The sequence below is a fragment of the Pseudomonas syringae genome, from assembly GCF_001698815.1.
Lineage (GTDB): Bacteria > Pseudomonadota > Gammaproteobacteria > Pseudomonadales > Pseudomonadaceae > Aquipseudomonas > Aquipseudomonas syringae_A.
Genome location: NZ_LGSI01000071.1, coordinates 24,911 through 43,719 on the forward strand (window position 1 = coordinate 24,911; position 18,809 = coordinate 43,719).

The window sequence follows — 18,809 nt, forward strand, 5'->3', positions numbered from 1 at the left end:
CAATAAAAATAAAGAGCATAGACTTTGGGGGAGCTTCGGCTCCCCCAGTAGCTTGCGCAATAAAGAAAGCCGTTCACCCCCTTCTTGTAAGCCTGTCGCGCAGCTTCCTACACCATCCCCCGACTAAATGCTAGAATCCCCGCCCATCGTGCGGTCACTCTTCGTTTTTGGCCGAATATTCCTTCAAACAGTGCATCCCATGCTGAAGAAGCTGTTCCAGTCTCTCCGTTCCCCACTGCGCAAACCGCAGCAACACATCCGCAGCACACCTGAAGTGCTCAACAGCAGCCAACACTCGCTGCAACGCAGCCAGTTCAGCCGCTACGCGGTCAGCATTGTCGAGCGCCTGCAAAACGCTGGCTACCAGGCTTATCTGGTCGGTGGCTGCGTGCGGGACCTGATGCTGCATATCGAACCCAAGGATTTCGACGTCGCCACCAGCGCCACGCCGGAACAGGTTCGCGCTGAATTTCGCAATGCTCGAATCATAGGCCGGCGCTTCAAGCTGGTTCATATTCACTTCGGCCGCGAAATCATCGAAGTCGCCACCTTCCGTGCCAATCATCCGGTGGATGATGAGGACGAAGACAGCAACCAGTCTTCGCGTAACGAGAGCGGCCGGATTCTGCGCGACAACGTGTATGGCACGCTTGAAGAGGACGCCCAGCGTCGCGACTTCACGATCAACGCCCTGTATTACGACCCGGTTTCCGAGCGCGTGCTCGATTACGCCAACGGCGTACACGACATCCGCAATCGCTTGATCCGCCTGATCGGCGATCCGCAGCAGCGCTATAAAGAAGACCCGGTGCGCATGCTGCGCGCCGTGCGTTTCGCCGCCAAGCTGGATTTCGGCATCGAAAAACACAGCGCCACGCCGATCCGGCAGCTGGCGCCGATGCTGCGCGATATTCCGTCGGCGCGTCTTTTCGAAGAAGTGCTCAAGCTGTTCATGTCCGGTTACGCCGCGTCGACCTTCGAAATGCTGGTCGATCTGGAACTGTTCGAACCGCTGTTCCCGGCCAGCTCCAAGGCCCTTGAATACAACCCGACCTACACCCACACGCTGATCAGCGAAGCCCTGGCCAATACTGACCTGCGCATCAAACAGAACAAGCCGGTAACACCGGCGTTCCTGTTTGCTGCCCTGCTCTGGCCAGCATTGCCTGCCAAAGTGCTGCGCTTGCAGGAACGCGGCATGCCGCCGATTCCGGCCATGAACGAAGCGGCGCAAGAGCTGATCATCGAGCAATGCCAGCGCATCGCTATCCCGAAGCGTTTCACCATGCCGATCCGCGAGATCTGGGACATGCAGGAACGTCTGCCGCGTCGCTCCGGCAAGCGTGCCGATATGCTGCTCGACAACCCACGATTCCGCGCCGGTTACGATTTCCTCCTGCTGCGCGAAAGCGCCGGCGAAGAGACCGACGGCCTGGGCGAATGGTGGACCGATTATCAGGAATGCAACGACAGCGAACGCCGCGAGATGATTCGCGACCTGAGCAGCAAGCCTGACGCCACGGGCGCCCCGCCGCGCAAACGCCGCCGTACCAGTGGCGCCAAGCGCAAACGCGCCGCTGGCGACGCGCCGAATTCTTCCGGCGAATGATCCAGGGTTGCTGACATGGAACGCGTCTATATAGGCATGGGCAGCAATCTGGCTGATCCCGCCGAGCAATTGCGCAGTGCGACCACTGCATTGACGCAATTGCCCCACAGTCAGTGGGTTGGCGTTTCAGCCTTGTACATCAGCGATTCCCTGCTGCCAGGCCAGCCGCGTTTCACCAATGCCGTCGCTGCGCTGGATACCGAGCTGACGCCACTGGCGTTGCTCGACCGCCTGCAAGCCATCGAACTGGATCAAGGCCGCGAACGTCATGAGCGCTGGGGACCGCGTACCCTGGACCTCGACATCCTGCTGTTCGGTGAGCGCCTCATCGACGAAGCGCGCCTCAAAGTGCCGCACTATCACATGCACGCCAGGGCCTTCGTGCTCTACCCGCTGGCCGAGCTTGCCCCTGATTTGCAGCTGCCGGACGGTCGCTCCCTGAGTCAAATGCTCGCCGATTGCCCCTTCGAAGGACTTGAGCGCCTGCCTGCCCGCACCTGACCCGGTAACAGCCTGGCTGTAACCGCTCTGCTGTAACCGGTAGCCGGGGGTAACACGCGCAATTGACTTCACGCCCCCTCCTCACGAAGATAGGCGTCCCCGCCAGCCTGTTCGCTGGCCCATGGGCGCAAGCAGGACTCGGTAAACACCGCAAAACGACGGTGTACCTGCTTTTCCAGGATGAATCTCACGCGTTGCTCGCCGTAGTGTTCACAGCGCCTGATCGAGGACTTTTCCATGCCAGATATCACTGTTACGTCGTTGCTGGGCCTGAAACAAAAGGGTGAGAAAATCACCATGCTGACCTGCTACGACGCGACCTTTGCCCATGCTGCAAGCCAGGCCGGCGTAGAAGTGCTGCTGGTCGGCGATTCGCTGGGCATGGTCCTCCAAGGTCATGACAGCACGTTGCCTGTTACCACCGCCGAGATGGCCTATCACGTGGCCTGCGTCAAACGTGGCAATCAGGGCGCGCTGATCATGGCCGACCTGCCGTTCATGTCCTACGCAACCCTCGATCAAACCTTCGCCAACAGCGCCGCGCTGATGCAGGCCGGTGCGCACATGCTCAAGGTCGAAGGCGCAGCCTGGCTGGCGGAGTCGATCCGCCTGCTGAGCGACCGTGGCGTTCCGGTTTGCGCGCACATGGGCCTCACCCCGCAAGCGGTGAACGTACTGGGCGGTTACAAGGTGCAAGGCCGGCTGGAAACTCAGGCGCGGCAAATGCGTGCCGACGCCATCACGCTTGAGCAGGCTGGCGCGGCGATGCTGCTGCTGGAATGCGTGCCCAGCGAGCTGGCCGAGGAAATCAGCCATGCGGTGAAGATTCCGGTCATCGGCATCGGCGCGGGCAGTGCGACTGATGGCCAGGTGCTGGTCTTGCACGACATGCTGGGGCTGGCCATAACCGGTCGCGTACCCAAGTTCGTGAAGAACTTCATGATCGGTCAGCCCGACATTCAATCAGCATTGCAGGCCTATGTTGCGGCAGTCAAAGACGTCAGCTTCCCGGCAACTGAACACGGATTTTCAGCATGATCACAGTTAAAACCGTGCGCGAATTACGCGCGGCTGTCGCACGTGCGCGCAGTGAAGGCAAGCGGATCGGCCTGGCGCCGACCATGGGCAACCTGCACAGCGGTCATGCGGCGCTGATTACCAAGGCTGCGCAACGCGCGGACTTCGTCGTCGCCACCATCTTCGTCAACCCGCTGCAGTTCGGCCCTAACGAAGACCTGGCCACTTATCCGCGCACCCTGGCGGCAGATCAGGAAAAACTGCTCCAGGCCGGCTGCCATCTGCTGTTCACGCCGACGGTTGAAGAAATGTATCCCCACGGCATGGCCGACCAGACCATCGTCAGCGTACCGAGCCTGTCCGAAGGACTGTGCGGCGCCAGTCGTCCAGGGCACTTTGACGGCGTTGCGACGGTAGTCAGCAAGCTATTCAATATGGTCCAGCCGGATCTGGCCGTGTTCGGCCAGAAGGATTTCCAGCAACTGGCGGTGATCCGCGCGCTGGTACGCGACCTGAACATGCCGATCCAGATCATCGGTGAGCCGACGGTTCGGGCGGCGGACGGCCTGGCGTTGTCGTCGCGCAACGGCTACCTCAGCGAAGAACAGCGCGCCATTGCGCCCGAGTTGTACCGCGTGATCTGCCAGATTGGCGACGCCATCAGCAAAGGTGAACAGGACTTCAGCGCGCTGCTCGACCTGGGCAAGCACCAGCTCGAAGCGGCCGGATTGCGCCCCGACTACCTGGAAATTCGCGAAGCCACCAGCCTGCGTCCGGCGACTGCCGAGCACAGTGATGTGGTCGTTCTGGCTGCGGTTTTCCTGGGCAAGACGCGCTTGATCGATAACCTGCACCTGAACAGGGAACATGCATAAACATGCAAAGCATCATGTTGAAGGCCAAGCTGCACCGTGCCGAAGTCACTCACGCAGTGCTCGACTACGAAGGCTCCTGTGCGATTGATGGCGAATGGCTGGACCTGTCCGGGATTCGCGAGTACGAACAAATCCAGATCTATAACCTGGACAACGGCGAGCGTTTCACGACCTATGCCATCCGGGGCGAAGCAGGCTCGCGGATGATTTCGGTCAACGGCGCGGCCGCTCATAAAGCGAAAGTCGGTGATCGCGTGATCATCTGCGCCTATGCTCAGTACTCCGAAGCCGAGCTTGAGCATTTCAAGCCACGAATGCTGTACATGGCTCCCGGTAATGAACTTAGCCACACCAGCAATGCCATACCGGTACAGGTGGCCTGACGAACCAGCACCGAACATGTTTAATGCCCGGACGATGTTGTGTGAAAAAGTACCGAGCCCAGGTAAAGCGAAGCGCAGACAAACAGGCGCACAGGTATTAGTCTCCAACGCCGTAAAACCTGTCTGATCCCGCTCGCTTTTAAGGTCCAAAGCCAGTTCCAAGTACAAGGAAACCCGCAGCGATGGCGTACTACCGCACCCCTTCCGACGTGACCAGCCTGCCCGCTTGGCAGGCACTCAATCAACACCGCGAAGCCATGCAGGATTTCAGCATGCGCGAAGCGTTCAACGAAAACCCGCAGCGTTTCAGCGAATTCACCCTGAGCAGTTGTGGTCTGTTTCTCGATTACTCGAAAAACCTGATCACCAGTGAAACCCGCGACTTGCTGGTGAGCCTGGCCAATGAAGTCGGCCTCAAAGAAGCCATCAAGGCGCAATACGACGGCGAGCTGGTCAACGCTTCCGAAGGCCGCCCGGCGTTGCATACCGCGCTGCGACGTCCGGTTGGCGACAAGCTGCAGGTCAACGGCGTCAACGTGATGCCTGAAGTTCACAAAGTGCTCAACCAGATGACTGATCTGGTCGGCCGCATTCACGACGGTCTGTGGCGCGGCTACACCGAGAAGCCAATCACCGACGTGGTGAACATCGGCATCGGTGGTTCGTTCCTCGGTCCGGAGCTGGTGTCCGAAGCGTTGTTGTCCTACGCGCAAAAAGGCGTTCGCTGTCATTACCTGGCGAACATCGACGGCAGTGAGTTCCACGAACTGACCTTGAAGCTGCGTGCTGAAACGACGCTGTTCATCGTTTCGTCGAAGACCTTCACCACCCTGGAAACCCTCAAGAACGCGACCGCCGCCCGTGCCTGGTATCTGGCGCAAGGCGGTTCCGAGGCTGAGCTGTATCGTCACTTCATCGCGGTGTCGAGCAACAATGCCGCTGCCGTGGCGTTCGGCATCCGTGAAGAAAACATCTTCCCGATGTGGGACTGGGTCGGCGGTCGTTATTCGCTATGGTCGGCTATCGGCCTGCCTATCGCGCTGGCCATCGGCATGTCCAACTTCAAGGAACTGTTGTCCGGCGCGTATTCGATGGACCAACACTTCCTGACCGCGTCGTTCGAACAGAACATGCCGGTGCTGTTGGCGCTGCTGGGTGTCTGGTACGGCAATTTCTGGGGCGCGCAAAGCCACGCGATTCTGCCTTACGACCATTACCTGCGTAACATCACCAAGCACTTGCAACAGCTGGACATGGAATCCAACGGCAAGAGCGTGCGCCAGGACGGCACGCCGGTTTCTACCGACACCGGCCCGGTCATCTGGGGCGGCGTAGGCGCCAACGGTCAGCATGCTTATCACCAGTTGCTGCACCAGGGCACGCAGATGATTCCGGCTGACTTCATCGTGCCGATTGTCAGCTTCAACCCGGTCGCCGATCACCACCAATGGCTGTACGCCAACTGCCTGTCGCAAAGCCAGGCCTTGATGATGGGCAAGACTCGCAGCGAAGCCGAAGCTGAACTGCGTGACAAGGGCATGGCCGAAGGCGACGTGCAAAAGCTCGCGCCGCACAAAGTCATCCCCGGCAACCGTCCGAGCAACACCCTGGTGCTCGAACGCATTAGCCCCCGCCGCCTCGGCGCACTGGTGGCGATGTACGAACACAAGGTCTTCGTGCAAAGCGTGATATGGGGCACCAACGCCTTTGATCAGTGGGGTGTGGAGCTGGGCAAGGAAATGGGCAAGGCGGTTTACCAGCGCCTGACCGGCGGCACCGACGAACCAGCTGATGACGCGTCGACCCAGGGCCTGATCAATTATTTCCGTGGTCGTCACCGCGGCTGATCTTGCGCTCAACGCAACACCCGAGCCCGCCGCTCTCGCAAGAGACGGCGGGTTTTGCGTTTCTGGGCGTGGATTGAACCCACCCAAGCCCGACGCACTACACTGCCTTGTGACCTCCACAAGAATAAGGAACCGTCATGTTCGATATCAGCAGATATCCCCAAGCCGATGCTGTGCGCCAGGCGGCGCAGCTGAACGCCGCCGATTATCAGCGCATGTACCGCGAGTCAGTGGAACAACCCGACCTGTTCTGGGCCGAACAAGCCAAAATCTTCCTCGACTGGTCAACGCCGTGGAACGAAGTGCAGCGCGCCGATCTCAAGACCGGCGAAGCCCAGTGGTTTGCAGGTGGCAAACTCAACGTCAGCTACAACTGCATCGACCGCCATCTCAAGCAGCGCGGCGAGCAGATAGCCATTATCTGGGAGGGCGACAATCCTTCTGAATCCGCTGAAATAACCTACAAAAAACTCCATCACAACGTCGCCCGCCTCGCCAACGTACTGAAAAGCCGTGGCGTAAAAAAAGGTGATCGGGTGTGCATCTACATGCCGATGATCCCTGAAGCCGCCTACGCCATGCTCGCCTGCACGCGAATCGGCGCGGTGCATTCGGTGGTCTTCGGTGGTTTCTCGCCGGACGCCCTGCGTGACCGGATTCTCGATGCCGACTGCCGCACGGTGATTACCGCTGACGAAGGCGTGCGCGGTGGTAAATACGTGGCACTCAAACAGAACGTCGACAAGGCACTGCAAAGTTGCCCGAATGTCAGCACGGTACTGGTGGTGCAACGCACTGAAGGCGATGTGGATTGGGTGCCGGATCGCGATATCTGGTATCACGAAGCCGTACGCGGCATGAGCGATGACTGTCCGCCAGAACCGATGGACGCCGAAGATCCGCTGTTTATTCTTTACACCTCTGGCAGTACCGGCAAACCCAAAGGCGTGCTGCACACCACCGGTGGTTATTTGCTGCAGGTGGCGATGACCCACAAATACGTGTTCGATTACCGCGACGGCGAAGTCTTCTGGTGTACGGCGGATGTCGGCTGGGTGACTGGCCACAGTTACATCGTCTATGGCCCGCTGGCGAATGGCGCGACAACCCTGATGTTCGAAGGCGTGCCCAGCTACCCGGACAGCTCGCGCTTCTGGCAAGTGATCGACAAGCATCAGGTGAATATTTTCTACACTGCGCCCACCGCGTTGCGCGCCTTGATGCGCGAAGGGCTCGCCCCCTTGCAGGACACATCCCGGGAAAGCCTGCGTTTGCTCGGAAGCGTCGGTGAGCCGATCAACCCGGAAGCGTGGGAATGGTATTTCCATCAGGTAGGCAAAGAGCGCTGCCCGATTGTCGATACCTGGTGGCAGACGGAAACCGGCGGCATTCTGCTGACCCCGCTGATCAGTGCCAGCCGGATCAAACCGGGCTGCGCCACGCAGCCGATGTTCGGCGTGCAGCCGGTTCTGCTCGACGACAAGGGTCAGGAAATCCAGGGCGCGGCCAGCGGTTTGCTGGCGCTAAAGGCCAGTTGGCCGGGGCAGATACGCAGCGTGTATGGCGACAAGCAGCGCATGATCGATACCTACTTCAAGCCATATCCCGGTTATTACTTCACAGGGGACGGCGCTCGTCGCGACGAGGACGGCGATTACTGGATCACCGGGCGCGTGGATGACGTCATCAACGTTTCCGGGCATCGGATCGGAACGGCCGAAATCGAAAGCGCCCTGGTGCTGCACGACAGTATTGCCGAGGCCGCCGTCGTCGGTTATCCACACGACGTCAAAGGCATGGGCATCTACGCCTTTGTAACGCCGATGAATGGAGTCGAACCCAGTGAGGAGTTGCGCAAAGAGCTGCTTGCTCACGTCAGCTCGGAAATCGGCAGTTTCGCCAAACCCGAGCTGATTCAATGGGCGCCAGCACTGCCGAAAACCCGCTCGGGGAAAATCATGCGGCGCATTCTGCGCAAGATTGCCTGCAATGAACTGGACACTTTGGGCGACACCTCCACCCTCGCCGACCCGAGCGTGGTGGAAGGACTGATCGACAAACGCTTGAATCGTTGAGCGAAGCGGGGCATGGTCCCGCATAGGTTCCGTAGGACCGGCTTCAGCCGGGAGAGCAGCCTCGTGGCTGAAGCCGCTCCTACGGGATTACGCGTCAATTCAAGTGGTTATGTTTTGTTCGATGAGAGCCCATGGAATTCATCCGAAGTCGTATCGAAACCCAAGTCATGAGCCTCACCGGGCTGTCACTCGGCCAACTGGATCTGGAAAACCCCAAGGGCGATCCCGGTTTGTTTGGGCCAGATGCCATTTGCTGGCAAGTCCACGGCGATTTCCCCAGCATGCTGATCGGCGGTATCAGCGCCCTGATGTTGCAGGCGCTGCATCCGCTCGCCCTGGCCGGTGTCTGGGATCACTCCAACTTTCGTCAGGACATGCTTGGCCGCTTGCGCCGCACCGGGCAATTCATCTCCGGCACCACCTTTGGCTCCACCCAGGACGCCAACTGGCTGATAGACAAGGTGCGCACCATTCACCTGCAAGTGACCGGCTCCGCGCCCGACGGCCGGCCCTATGCCGCCAGCGACCCGGATTTGCTGACCTGGGTGCATGTCGCCGAGGTCAGCAATTTTCTCGCCGCGCATTTGCGCTACCTGAACCCGAACCTTTCCCTAGCGGATCAGGACCGGTACTACAACGAAACGGCGCTTGTCGCTGAACGGCTCGGCGCGCGGAATGTGCCGCGCTCGTCGCAGGAAATCGCCGATTACCTAGCCGGCATCCGTCCGCAATTGATGTGCGACGAGCGCAGCCGGGAAGTCTTGCGTCTGCTGCTGGCGGCGCCTGCACCCAGCTTGATGGCCAAACCCATGGGTTCTTTAATGATGCAGGCGGGCATTGAGTTGCTGCCTGACTGGGCCAGCGCGATGCTCGATCTGCATCAATCCCCCTTACAACGCAAAATGATCCGCGCCGCCGTCAAACGCAGTGCTCCGGTATTGCGCTGGGCGGTGCGCAACGGCTCGATTCATCGCGCCCGGCGGCGCATGGACCAGTAAGCTAAACGGCAAGCCAAAACGGATACTGGTCGGTTCTCGGTTGGAAGCGCCCGCCATTTGTGTGACAACATGGACCTCTTCATCACAACGACTCGGGACCGAAGCATCATTCCCGACGTAAAACCCTAACAAAAATGAGGATCCGCGCCATGCAAGACGTCGTTATCGTTGCCGCCACTCGTACCGCTGTCGGAAGTTTCCAGGGTTCCCTGGCAAATGTTTCCGCTGTCGATCTGGGCGCGGCCGTCATCCGCCAGTTGTTGGCGCAGACCGGCCTTGATGGCGCGCAAGTCGATGAAGTGATCATGGGCCAGGTTCTCACCGCTGGCGCCGGGCAAAACCCTGCGCGGCAGTCGGCAATCAAGGCGGGGCTGCCGTTTGCAGTACCGGCCATGACCCTCAATAAAGTCTGCGGCTCGGGCCTCAAAGCCCTGCATCTGGCAACCCAGGCCATTCGTTGCGGCGATGCCGAAGTGATCATCGCCGGCGGCCAGGAGAACATGAGCCTGTCCAACTACGTCATGCCGGGCGCACGCACCGGATTGCGCATGGGCCACAGCACGCTGGTGGACACCATGATCAGCGATGGCTTGTGGGATGCGTTCAACGATTACCACATGGGCATCACCGCCGAAAACCTCGCCGACAAGTACGAAATTAGCCGCGAAGCGCAGGATGCTTTTGCTGCGCAATCACAGCAGAAAGCCGTAGCCGCCATCGAAGGCGGACGCTTCGTCGAGGAAATCACGCCGATCCTGATCCCTCAGCGCAAAGGCGATCCGATCGCTTTCGCCACTGACGAGCAGCCGCGTGCCGGTACTACTGCCGAGTCGCTGGGCAAGCTCAAGCCTGCCTTCAAGAAAGACGGCAGCGTTACAGCGGGCAACGCCTCATCGCTCAATGACGGCGCCGCAGCGGTCATCCTGATGAGTGCCGCCAAGGCCGAACAACTCGGCCTTCCGGTGCTGGCGCGTATCGCGGCCTATGCCAACGCGGGCGTCGACCCGGCGATCATGGGCATCGGCCCGGTCAGCGCCACCCGCCGCTGCCTGGACAAAGCCGGTTGGTCCATTGAGCAACTGGACCTGATCGAAGCCAACGAAGCCTTCGCGGCACAGGCGTTGTCGGTCGGCAAGGAACTGGGCTGGGACATGGCCAAGGTCAACGTCAACGGCGGCGCAATCGCCCTGGGCCACCCGATCGGCGCATCGGGCTGCCGCGTGCTGGTGACCCTGCTGCATGAAATGATCAAGCGCGACGCCAAGAAAGGTCTGGCGACCTTGTGCATCGGCGGCGGGCAAGGGGTTGCGCTGGCGTTGGCGCGGTAAACATAAGCGCCAATGCTCTTCCCGTAGGACCGGCTTTAGCCGGGAGAACGCCCTCCCGGCTAAAGCCGGTCCTACGGGATTGCGCCTTATTCAGCGATCTCTCCCCGCATCACTTACCTGATAAACTGCCGCGCCCATTCCAGCCCAAGGCGCTTTGCATGTCTTCCTTGATTCAGGCGCTAAGCGTCGCCCTCGATAACCGCCAATCCTTGCTGACCCAACTGCATCAACAGGGCACGGACTGTTATCGGCTGTTCCACGGCAGCCAGGAAGGCGCCAGCGGCCTGACCATCGACCGCTACGGCCCGCAATTGCTGGTGCAGAGCTTTCACACGCGCCTTGAGCGTGACGCGTTGCTGGAACTGCACGCCACGGTCAATACACGCCTGAACGTCGACACGCTGCTGGTTTACAACGACCGGTCACAGGGCAATTCCCGAATCGACCGGGACGACGCCGTTTACCAGGCTGAAGATGCAGCGCTGCAAGACCTGATCGGTCACGAATGGGGCCTGAATTACCGCGTGCGCGGACGTCACGCCGGCCAGGACCCACTGCTGTTCCTCGACCTGCGCAACACCCGCGGCTGGGTCAAGCAGCACTGCGCAGGCAAGAGCGTACTCAATCTGTTCGCCTACACCTGCGGCGTCGGCTTGAGCGCAGCAGCGGGCGGTGCCCGCGAAGTCTGCAATCTGGATTTTGCCGAGGGCAATCTCGCAGTCGGCCGTGAGAACGGCGCGCTCAACCCGCAACTGCCGCGCATGGAATTCATTCAGTCCGATTATTTCCCGGCGATCCGGCAAATGGCCGGGCTGCCCATCGCTCAGCGGCGCGGGTACAAACTGCCGGATTACGTGAAGCTGAATCAGCGCCAATACGATCTGGTGTTGCTCGACCCACCCGCCTGGGCGAAAAGTGCCTTTGGCACGGTTGATCTGCTGCGCGACTATCAAAGCCTGCTCAAGCCTGCGCTGCTGACCACCGCCGACAACGGCGTGCTGATCTGCTGCAACAATCTGGCGAAAGTCAGCATGGAAGACTGGCGCGAACAGGTGCTGCGCTGTGCCACCAAGACCGGGCGACCCGTGCGCGAGTGGCAGATCATGCCGCCGGCCGAGGACTTCCCGTCCATGGACAATCAGCCGCCGCTCAAGACGTTGATCCTCCAGCTCTAAGCCACAGAGCTTTCGGAGGCTTCCTACGAGAACTAAAGGCGTCACCTTCGGAACCAGAATGGCGTGCCATACTCAAAGGACCTCCGATATAGAAAGACGACGCCTCACATGTACAAAGGATTGAAACGCGCGATTGGCGCCCTACTGGTGGTCTTCGGCCTCTATACCGTACTGGGCTTTCTCATCCTCCCCGGCATCGCTTTGCGTATCGCCAACCAGCAACTGGCGGACTACTCCACAGTTCCGGCGCGACTCGACCGGCTGGAGCTCAACCCTTTCAGCCTGGAAGTGACTCTTTGGGGCCTGAATATCGGGGCGCCCGGCAAAGAACAGGTCGGTTTCGAAAAGCTTTATGCCAATCTGCAGATCGACAGCCTCTGGACCCGCGCGCTGCATTTGCAGGCCGTGGAGCTGCTCAAACCCAAGACCGAGCTGTTGTTCGACAAGCAGGGCAAGCTGAATCTGGCCCAGCTGCTCAAGCTGCCGCCCAGCGAACCGGTGAAAGACGAGCCGCCCAGCAAGCCATTCCCGCTGCGTATTGACCAGATCAAACTGGCGGACGGTTTTGTGCATTTCCAGGACCTGCGCCCCAGCGAACCCATCGAATTCCTCTACGACAAGCTCAACTTCGAGCTGAAGAATCTCAGCACCCTCCCCGAAGACAACGCCGACATGACGCTGGTCGCGGCGGGGCCCGAAGGCGGCCAGATCGATTGGGTCGGGCGCATCAGCCTCGTGCCGATCACGTCCGAAGGCACACTGAAAATCACCGACGGCAAGATGAAAGTCTGGTGGCCCTATGTGCGCGACGCCCTGCCGCTGGCGTTGCAGGACGGCGTGCTGAACTTCAGCACCGCCTACACATTGAACCTGTCGAAGGACACCGAGCTCAAGCTGACGGACCTGGCCCTGAGCGTTGCGCCGTTCGCGATCAATGCACCTGACGGCCGCCCGCTGGTACGCCTGCAACGTCTGGATGTCAGCGATACCTCGGTGGATCTGGCCAAGCAATTGGTCAGCGTCGGCAAGATCCGCAGCAACAAGCTCGAAACCTGGGCCGCGCGCGAATCCGACGGGCAACTGGATTGGCAAAAGCTGTTCGCCAGCCAACCGGGGAAAACTGCACCGCAGCCCGCCAAAGCCGCGACCGTGGACGAAAAGGCTCCGGAACCGGCCGCGCCAACCGACGCGCAAGCGCAAGCCGCTGCCAAACCGGCCACGGCGTCCAAGCCCTGGCAGGTGCTGCTCAAGGATGTGCAGCTGCGCGATTATCAAATCCACCTCGCCGACCGCGTGCCGAAAGAGCCGGTGGCAATTGATGTCGGCCCACTGAATCTGGACGTGCAGAACTTCGACAGCCTGAATAAATCGCCCTTCACCCTCAAGCTAGACACCGGTATCGGCAAGCAAGGCAGTCTCACTGCCGCCGGTGATGTAAACCTGAGCCCGGTCAGCGCCAGGCTGCAAGTGACCACCAAGGACATCGACCTGCGCGTCGCCCAGGCTTACATCAGCCCGTTCATCCGCCTTGAATTGCGCAGCGGTATGCTCGGCAGCGACTTGGCGGTCAACCTGAAAAACACCGAACCACTGGCCTTCAGCATCAACGGCCAGGCTCAGGTGAGCCAGCTGCATACGCTCGATACGCTGAAACAGCGGGATTTCCTCAAGTGGCAACAGCTGACGCTTGAAGGGCTGAATTACGAGCACGGCGACAGCCTGAACATTGCCAAAGTGAACCTGGCGCAACCCTACGCGCGGTTCATGATCAACGATGACCGAACCACCAACGTCGATGATTTGCTGATCCCGCAACCGGCGGATAAAACCCCGGCAGCCAAGACCAGCGCCAGTGCGAGCAAAGAAAAACCACTGGGTATTCGTGTCGGCGAAGTGAACATCAATGACGGCTCGGCCAACTTTGCCGACTTCAGCCTGACCCCCAACTTCGCCACCGCCATCCAGCAACTCAATGGCCAGATCGGCACGCTGGACAATCGCCAGTCGAAACCCGCCACCGTCAACATCAACGGCAAAGTGGATCGCTACGCGCCGGTGACCATCAAGGGCAGTCTCAATCCATTCGACCCAATGGCCGCGCTGGATATCGCAACAAGTTTCAAACGCGTGGAACTCACCACCCTGACACCCTACTCCGGGAAATTTGCCGGCTATCGCATCCGCAAGGGTCGACTCAATCTTGACCTGCATTACAAGATCATCAAAGGCCAGCTGCAGGCGGAGAACAAGGTGGTGGTCGAGCAATTGCAGCTGGGGGAAAAGGTCGACAGCCCGGACGCGATGGACTTGCCGATTCGCCTGGCTATCGCGCTGCTCAAGGATAGCGAGGGCAAGATCTCCATCGAGCTGCCGGTTTCCGGTGACCTGAACAACCCGCAATTCAGCGTCATGCCGATTGTCTGGCAGACCCTGCGCAATCTAGTGGTGCGCGCCGCGACCGCGCCGTTCAAGTTCATTGGCGGGCTGGTCAGCGGTGGAGGCTCCGAGGACCTCGGCAGCGTGTCGTTCGCGCCGGGCGTCAGCGAGTTGAGTGGCGATGCGCAAAAGGCCCTGGACAAGCTCTCAGCCGCGCTCAAGGAGCGTCCGGCCTTGCGTCTCGAGATCGAAGGCACCGCTGCGGCCACCGCCGACGGTCCATTGATTGCCCAGGCACGACTGGAACGCGAATATCAGTACACCTATTACAAGATCCTCCAGCGTCGGGGCGATAAAGTCCCGGCCCAGGCTTCGCTGCTGGAAGTGCCGGAAAGCGAAAAAGCGCCGATGCTCGAAGGCATCTACCGCGCCCGCCTGAAGAAACAGCCATTGGCGCAGTGGGTAGACCTGGGCAAGGAAGAGCGCTCCAAGGTCATGCGCGACGAGATTCTCAAGTTCTGGAGCGGCAGTGAAACCCTGCTGCGCGAGCTGGGCCAGGAGCGGGCTAGCAGCATCAAGGATTACCTGGTCGACAAAGGCAAGCTGGCGGACGAACGCGTGTATTTCGTCGATGCTTCCTTGGGCGAAGCGCAGAAGAATGGCACCGTAATCAGCCCACTGCATCTGGATAGCGAGTAAGCCTTGAACACTTCTTTCGCAGTACGCCTGTTACTCAGCGTGGGCCTGCTGTCGCTGACCTGCGCTGCGCAGGCTTCGACGCTGCGTTGCGGCAGCCAGCTGATCAGTGTTGGCGACCGGGCGTTCGAGGTGCAGCAGAAGTGTGGTGTACCGGTAAGCCAAGACGTCATCGGCAGCAAGGAAACCTTCAACAGTACATACCGGAGATCTGAAGAGGTGCGTGTCGAAGAGTGGATTTACGGCCCCGACCACGGCATGTATCAGTATTTGCGATTTGAAGGTGGTCGGCTGGTGAGGATTGAGAGTCAACGGCAGCGGTGAGAAGCACGCGGGTTCGTTGGAGCGAGGCTTGCCCGCGAACGCGTTTCCAGGCTGTACCTGGACGTCGCGTGTGCCGGCCTCTTCGCGGGCAAGCCTCGCTCCAACGGGTTTGTGTCTCCCACAATAGAAAAGGCCCCGACGTAAACGCCGGGGCCTTTAATGACCACATCCTTGTGGTCTTCGCATGAACCTTCAATCAGTCAGTCATCCGCCCTTGCGGGCGACGACTGCTTGTATAAATGTTCAGCGCATATATTTGCTTACTCAGCTTTCAGGCCGGCAGCGGAGACGTCTTTAACGCCCTTGATTTTATGGGCGATCGCAACAGCGGTCTTTTTCTGAGCTTCGGTCACTTTAACCATGGAGGACAGGGAAACCACGCCTTTGTTGGTTTCTACCTTGATGTCCGAACCCGGGATGCCTTTTTCAGTCAGCAGGTCTGCTTTGACTTTGGTGGTGATCCAGGTATCAGAAGTGTCTTCTTTGACTTCTTGAGTCGTGGTGTTGGCTGCCAGGACCATCGGAGCTTGAGTCGAGGTCTGTGCGAAAGCAGCGTTAGCCATGGTCAGAGTCAGGGCAGTGGCGGTAGCAGCAGCGATAGCAAACTTCTTCATACGAGTAACTCCTGTTTTTCTCTAAATCTGCGCCAGCAAGTGGCAGCAGGGTTACGGTATATATCGCAATCGCTGTGCCAACCCTCAGACAACCACAAAATATATATAAATCAGTAAGTTACAGAAATAGAGATTTCATGGAATCGTGCAGATTGCCCGTTCGTCTTTCTGGGCGCGTGCAAGTTGCATGTTTCCGACGGTCGTTACTGTGAATCTTCTAAGTCTTTAATTGCGCTCATAAAAAAAGGACCCCGAAGGGTCCCTTTTTCATCGTTCAGCTAATCAGTAGATCAGACGCCCGATGCCTTTGCTGCTGCAACGTCTTTGATCGACAGCTTGATACGGCCGCGGTTGTCCACGTCCAGTACCAGTACTTCGACTTCCTGACCTTCCTGCAACACGTCGGTCACTTTCTCTACGCGAGCGTCGCTCAGCATGGAGATGTGCACCAGGCCGTCTTTGCCAGGCAGGATGTTGACGAATGCGCCGAAATCGACGATGCGCTCAACCTTGCCGACGTAGATCTTGCCGATTTCCGCTTCTGCGGTGATACCCAGAACGCGCTGACGTGCCGCCTCAGCGGCTTCCTTGGTTTCGCCGAAGATCTTGATCGAGCCGTCGTCTTCGATATCGATCGAAGCCTTGGTCTCTTCACAGATCGCACGGATGGTCGCGCCGCCTTTACCGATAACGTCACGGATTTTGTCGGTGTCGATTTTCATCGCGATCATGGTCGGAGCATTTTCCGACAGCTCGGTACGCGACTGACCAATGATCTGGTTCATCTGGCCGAGGATATTCAGGCGCGCTTCCAGGGCTTGGCCCAGAGCGATTTCCATGATTTCTTCGGTGATGCCTTTGATCTTGATGTCCATCTGCAGCGCGGTAACACCTTTGGCGGTACCGGCTACCTTGAAGTCCATGTCGCCCAGGTGATCTTCGTCACCCAGGATGTCGGTCAGGATGGCGAACTTCTCGCCTTCTTTAACCAGACCCATGGCGATACCGGCAACTGGCGCCTTCATCGGCACACCAGCGTCCATCAGTGCCAGGGAAGCACCGCAGACCGAAGCCATGGAGCTGGAACCGTTGGACTCGGTGATTTCCGATACAACACGAATGGTGTACGGGAACACGTCGGCAGCAGGCAGCATCGCCTGAACCGAACGACGAGCCAGACGGCCGTGACCGATTTCACGACGACCCGCGCCGCCCATGCGACCACACTCGCCCACCGAGAACGGAGGGAAGTTGTAGTGCAGCATGAACGGGTCTTTTTTCTCGCCTTCCAGGGTATCGAGCAGCTGTGCATCACGGGCAGTACCCAATGTTGCTACAACCAGCGCCTGGGTTTCACCACGAGTGAACAAGGCCGAACCGTGGGTCTTCGGCAGAACGCCGACTTCGATGTTCAGCGGACGTACAGTGCGGGTGTCGCGACCGTCGATACGTGGCTTGCCGTTAACGATGTTCTCGCGCACGGTGCGGTATTCGATTTCGCCGAAAGCAGCTTTGACTTCGCTGGAAGTCGGCTGGCCTTCTTCGCCGGACAGCTTGGCAACGATCTGGTCTTTCAGCTCACCCAGACGGGCATAACGCTCGTGCTTGATGGTGATGGTGTAAGCCTGGGAAATCGCTTCGCCGAATTCGCTACGGATAGCGCCCAGCAGAGCGGTGGCTTCAGGCTTCGGCTGCCAGTCCCAAGTCGGCTTGGCGGCTTCAGCGGCGAGCTCTTTGACAGCGTTGATCACAACCTGGAACTCGTCGTGAGCAAACAGTACGGCGCCCAGCATCTGGTCTTCGGTCAGCTCTTTGGCTTCAGATTCAACCATCAGAACAGCTTCGGACGTACCGGCAACGACCATGTCCAGGCTCGAAGCCTTGAGTTGCTCGTAAGTCGGGTTCAGCAGGTAGCCGGAGCTTTCGTGGAAAGCAACGCGCGCGGCACCGATAGGGCCGTCGAACGGGATACCGGAGATAGCCAGTGCCGCCGAGGTGCCGATCATGGCAGCGACGTCTGGATCAGTCTTCTTGCTGGTGGACAGAACGGTGCAGACAACCTGCACTTCGTTCATGAAGCCTTCTGGAAACAACGGGCGGATCGGACGGTCGATCAAACGCGAAGTGAGGGTTTCTTTCTCGGAAGGACGGCCTTCGCGCTTGAAGAAACCACCAGGGATCTTGCCGGCAGCGTAGGTTTTTTCCTGATAGTGCACGGAAAGTGGGAAGAAGCCTTTGCTTGGGTCAGCTGTCTTGGCGCCGACCACAGTCACTAATACGCTGACGTCGTCGTCAACGGTGACCAATACTGCGCCGGAAGCTTGACGGGCGATACGGCCTGTCTCGAGGGTTACGGTCGATTGACCGAACTGAAATGTCTTGATTACCGGGTTCACGGTTTCCTACCTTCTTTGTTGGCTCTTGGGGAACTGGTTTCTTGCGAATTCTTGGGCGGTGCGGGGAATCGGCCCCACGACAGTCCAGATACAACTAGAGGCTGGGAGCCTGCCCGACTCACCGAAACAACCGGCGAGCCCACGACAGACAACCAACCTCTATCCGAGTCGTTATTAGCGACGCAGACCCAGACGACCGATCAGGGCGCTGTAACGGCTAACGTCCTTACCTTTCAGGTAATCCAGCAGCTTGCGACGCTGGTTTACCATACGGATCAGACCACGACGCGAGTGGTGGTCCTTACCGTTGGCCTTGAAGTGGCCTTGCAGTTTGTTGATGTTGGCGGTCAGCAGTGCAACTTGCACTTCTGGCGAACCAGTATCACCAACAGCTTGCTGGTAGTCGGTTACGATCTGAGCTTTTTCTTCAACGCTGAGTGCCATGTGGGCAATCCTTTTATCAGGAAACCGTACCAGAGGTGCGGTTTCAACAGGCCGAGAGCAAACTCTCGTATTAAAAAGTGAGGACTGACCATGCCTGTTAACAGCCATCCTCATACCGTTGAAGCAGGAAACCCCGCTTCACCGGGTCCGG

Annotated in this window: 15 protein-coding genes; 12 read left to right on the forward strand and 3 right to left on the reverse strand. The window is 59.2% G+C overall.

Translation table 11 applies throughout. The annotated features are described in order from the left end of the window. Positions 1 to 199 precede the first annotated feature (199 nt). The 12 genes from AFK24_RS26480 (at position 200) to AFK24_RS26535 (ending at position 15,204) form a co-directional block, all read left to right on the forward strand. Complete coding sequence (locus AFK24_RS26480) at positions 200 to 1,609, forward strand: polynucleotide adenylyltransferase PcnB (protein ID WP_065836068.1); 1,410 nt, start codon at positions 200 to 202, stop codon at positions 1,607 to 1,609. A 15-nt stretch (positions 1,610 to 1,624) separates the two neighbouring features. Beyond that, positions 1,625 to 2,110, forward strand: a complete 486-nt coding sequence (gene folK / locus AFK24_RS26485; protein WP_065836069.1) for a 2-amino-4-hydroxy-6-hydroxymethyldihydropteridine diphosphokinase — start codon at positions 1,625 to 1,627, stop codon at positions 2,108 to 2,110. A 237-nt stretch (positions 2,111 to 2,347) separates the two neighbouring features. Further along, complete coding sequence (gene panB / locus AFK24_RS26490) at positions 2,348 to 3,148, forward strand: 3-methyl-2-oxobutanoate hydroxymethyltransferase (RefSeq protein WP_065836070.1); 801 nt, start codon at positions 2,348 to 2,350, stop codon at positions 3,146 to 3,148. Beyond that, positions 3,145 to 4,002, forward strand: coding sequence for a pantoate--beta-alanine ligase (gene panC / locus AFK24_RS26495; protein ID WP_065836071.1), 858 nt, complete (start codon positions 3,145 to 3,147; stop codon positions 4,000 to 4,002). The genes panB and panC overlap by 4 nt, the downstream gene beginning before the upstream one ends. A 2-nt stretch (positions 4,003 to 4,004) precedes the next feature. Further along, positions 4,005 to 4,385 (forward strand): aspartate 1-decarboxylase, encoded by a 381-nt coding sequence (panD, locus tag AFK24_RS26500; RefSeq protein ID WP_065836072.1) that lies wholly within the window; start codon positions 4,005 to 4,007, stop codon positions 4,383 to 4,385. Positions 4,386 to 4,567: 182 nt separating this feature from the next. Further along, positions 4,568 to 6,232 (forward strand): glucose-6-phosphate isomerase, encoded by a 1,665-nt coding sequence (pgi, locus tag AFK24_RS26505; RefSeq protein WP_065836073.1) that lies wholly within the window; start codon positions 4,568 to 4,570, stop codon positions 6,230 to 6,232. Between the two features lie 137 nt (positions 6,233 to 6,369). Then, entirely contained in the window at positions 6,370 to 8,307 is a 1,938-nt protein-coding gene (acs, locus tag AFK24_RS26510; RefSeq protein ID WP_065836074.1) for an acetate--CoA ligase, read from the forward strand. A 131-nt stretch (positions 8,308 to 8,438) separates the two neighbouring features. Continuing rightward, positions 8,439 to 9,305: an oxygenase MpaB family protein gene (locus tag AFK24_RS26515; protein WP_065836075.1), complete on the forward strand. Its 867-nt coding sequence runs from the start codon at positions 8,439 to 8,441 to the stop codon at positions 9,303 to 9,305. 149 nt (positions 9,306 to 9,454) lie between these two features. Next, positions 9,455 to 10,633, forward strand: coding sequence for an acetyl-CoA C-acetyltransferase (locus AFK24_RS26520; RefSeq protein ID WP_065836076.1), 1,179 nt, complete (start codon positions 9,455 to 9,457; stop codon positions 10,631 to 10,633). A gap of 158 nt (positions 10,634 to 10,791) precedes the next feature. Next, a complete protein-coding gene (locus AFK24_RS26525; RefSeq protein WP_065836077.1) occupies positions 10,792 to 11,808 on the forward strand; it encodes a class I SAM-dependent rRNA methyltransferase in 1,017 nt (338 codons plus the stop codon). A 108-nt stretch (positions 11,809 to 11,916) separates the two neighbouring features. Continuing rightward, on the forward strand, positions 11,917 to 14,883 hold the full coding sequence (locus AFK24_RS26530; protein ID WP_065836078.1) for a DUF748 domain-containing protein: 2,967 nt from the start codon (positions 11,917 to 11,919) through the stop codon (positions 14,881 to 14,883). 27 nt (positions 14,884 to 14,910) lie between these two features. Continuing rightward, positions 14,911 to 15,204, forward strand: a complete 294-nt coding sequence (locus AFK24_RS26535; RefSeq protein ID WP_240500465.1) for a DUF2845 domain-containing protein — start codon at positions 14,911 to 14,913, stop codon at positions 15,202 to 15,204. 260 nt (positions 15,205 to 15,464) lie between these two features. Here AFK24_RS26535 and AFK24_RS26540 read toward each other — a convergent pair whose 3' ends face one another. The 3 genes from AFK24_RS26540 to rpsO form a co-directional block, all read right to left on the reverse strand. Further along, positions 15,465 to 15,818: a BON domain-containing protein gene (locus tag AFK24_RS26540; protein ID WP_065836080.1), complete on the reverse strand. Its 354-nt coding sequence runs from the start codon at positions 15,816 to 15,818 to the stop codon at positions 15,465 to 15,467. A gap of 290 nt (positions 15,819 to 16,108) precedes the next feature. Continuing rightward, on the reverse strand, positions 16,109 to 18,214 hold the full coding sequence (gene pnp / locus AFK24_RS26545) for a polyribonucleotide nucleotidyltransferase (RefSeq protein WP_065836081.1): 2,106 nt from the start codon (positions 18,212 to 18,214) through the stop codon (positions 16,109 to 16,111). A gap of 174 nt (positions 18,215 to 18,388) precedes the next feature. After that, a complete protein-coding gene (rpsO, locus tag AFK24_RS26550) occupies positions 18,389 to 18,658 on the reverse strand; it encodes a 30S ribosomal protein S15 (RefSeq protein WP_002555121.1) in 270 nt (89 codons plus the stop codon). Positions 18,659 to 18,809 lie beyond the last annotated feature (151 nt).

Coding starts and splice junctions, on each gene's coding strand:
- AFK24_RS26480 (WP_065836068.1), top strand. CDS start 200: ATGCTGAAGAAGCTGTTCCAGTCTCTCCGTTCCCCACTGCGCAAACCG.
- folK (WP_065836069.1), top strand. CDS start 1,625: ATGGAACGCGTCTATATAGGCATGGGCAGCAATCTGGCTGATCCCGCC.
- panB (WP_065836070.1), top strand. CDS start 2,348: ATGCCAGATATCACTGTTACGTCGTTGCTGGGCCTGAAACAAAAGGGT.
- panC (WP_065836071.1), top strand. CDS start 3,145: ATGATCACAGTTAAAACCGTGCGCGAATTACGCGCGGCTGTCGCACGT.
- panD (WP_065836072.1), top strand. CDS start 4,005: ATGCAAAGCATCATGTTGAAGGCCAAGCTGCACCGTGCCGAAGTCACT.
- pgi (WP_065836073.1), top strand. CDS start 4,568: ATGGCGTACTACCGCACCCCTTCCGACGTGACCAGCCTGCCCGCTTGG.
- acs (WP_065836074.1), top strand. CDS start 6,370: ATGTTCGATATCAGCAGATATCCCCAAGCCGATGCTGTGCGCCAGGCG.
- AFK24_RS26515 (WP_065836075.1), top strand. CDS start 8,439: ATGGAATTCATCCGAAGTCGTATCGAAACCCAAGTCATGAGCCTCACC.
- AFK24_RS26520 (WP_065836076.1), top strand. CDS start 9,455: ATGCAAGACGTCGTTATCGTTGCCGCCACTCGTACCGCTGTCGGAAGT.
- AFK24_RS26525 (WP_065836077.1), top strand. CDS start 10,792: ATGTCTTCCTTGATTCAGGCGCTAAGCGTCGCCCTCGATAACCGCCAA.
- AFK24_RS26530 (WP_065836078.1), top strand. CDS start 11,917: ATGTACAAAGGATTGAAACGCGCGATTGGCGCCCTACTGGTGGTCTTC.
- AFK24_RS26540 (WP_065836080.1), bottom strand. CDS start 15,818: ATGAAGAAGTTTGCTATCGCTGCTGCTACCGCCACTGCCCTGACTCTG.
- rpsO (WP_002555121.1), bottom strand. CDS start 18,658: ATGGCACTCAGCGTTGAAGAAAAAGCTCAGATCGTAACCGACTACCAG.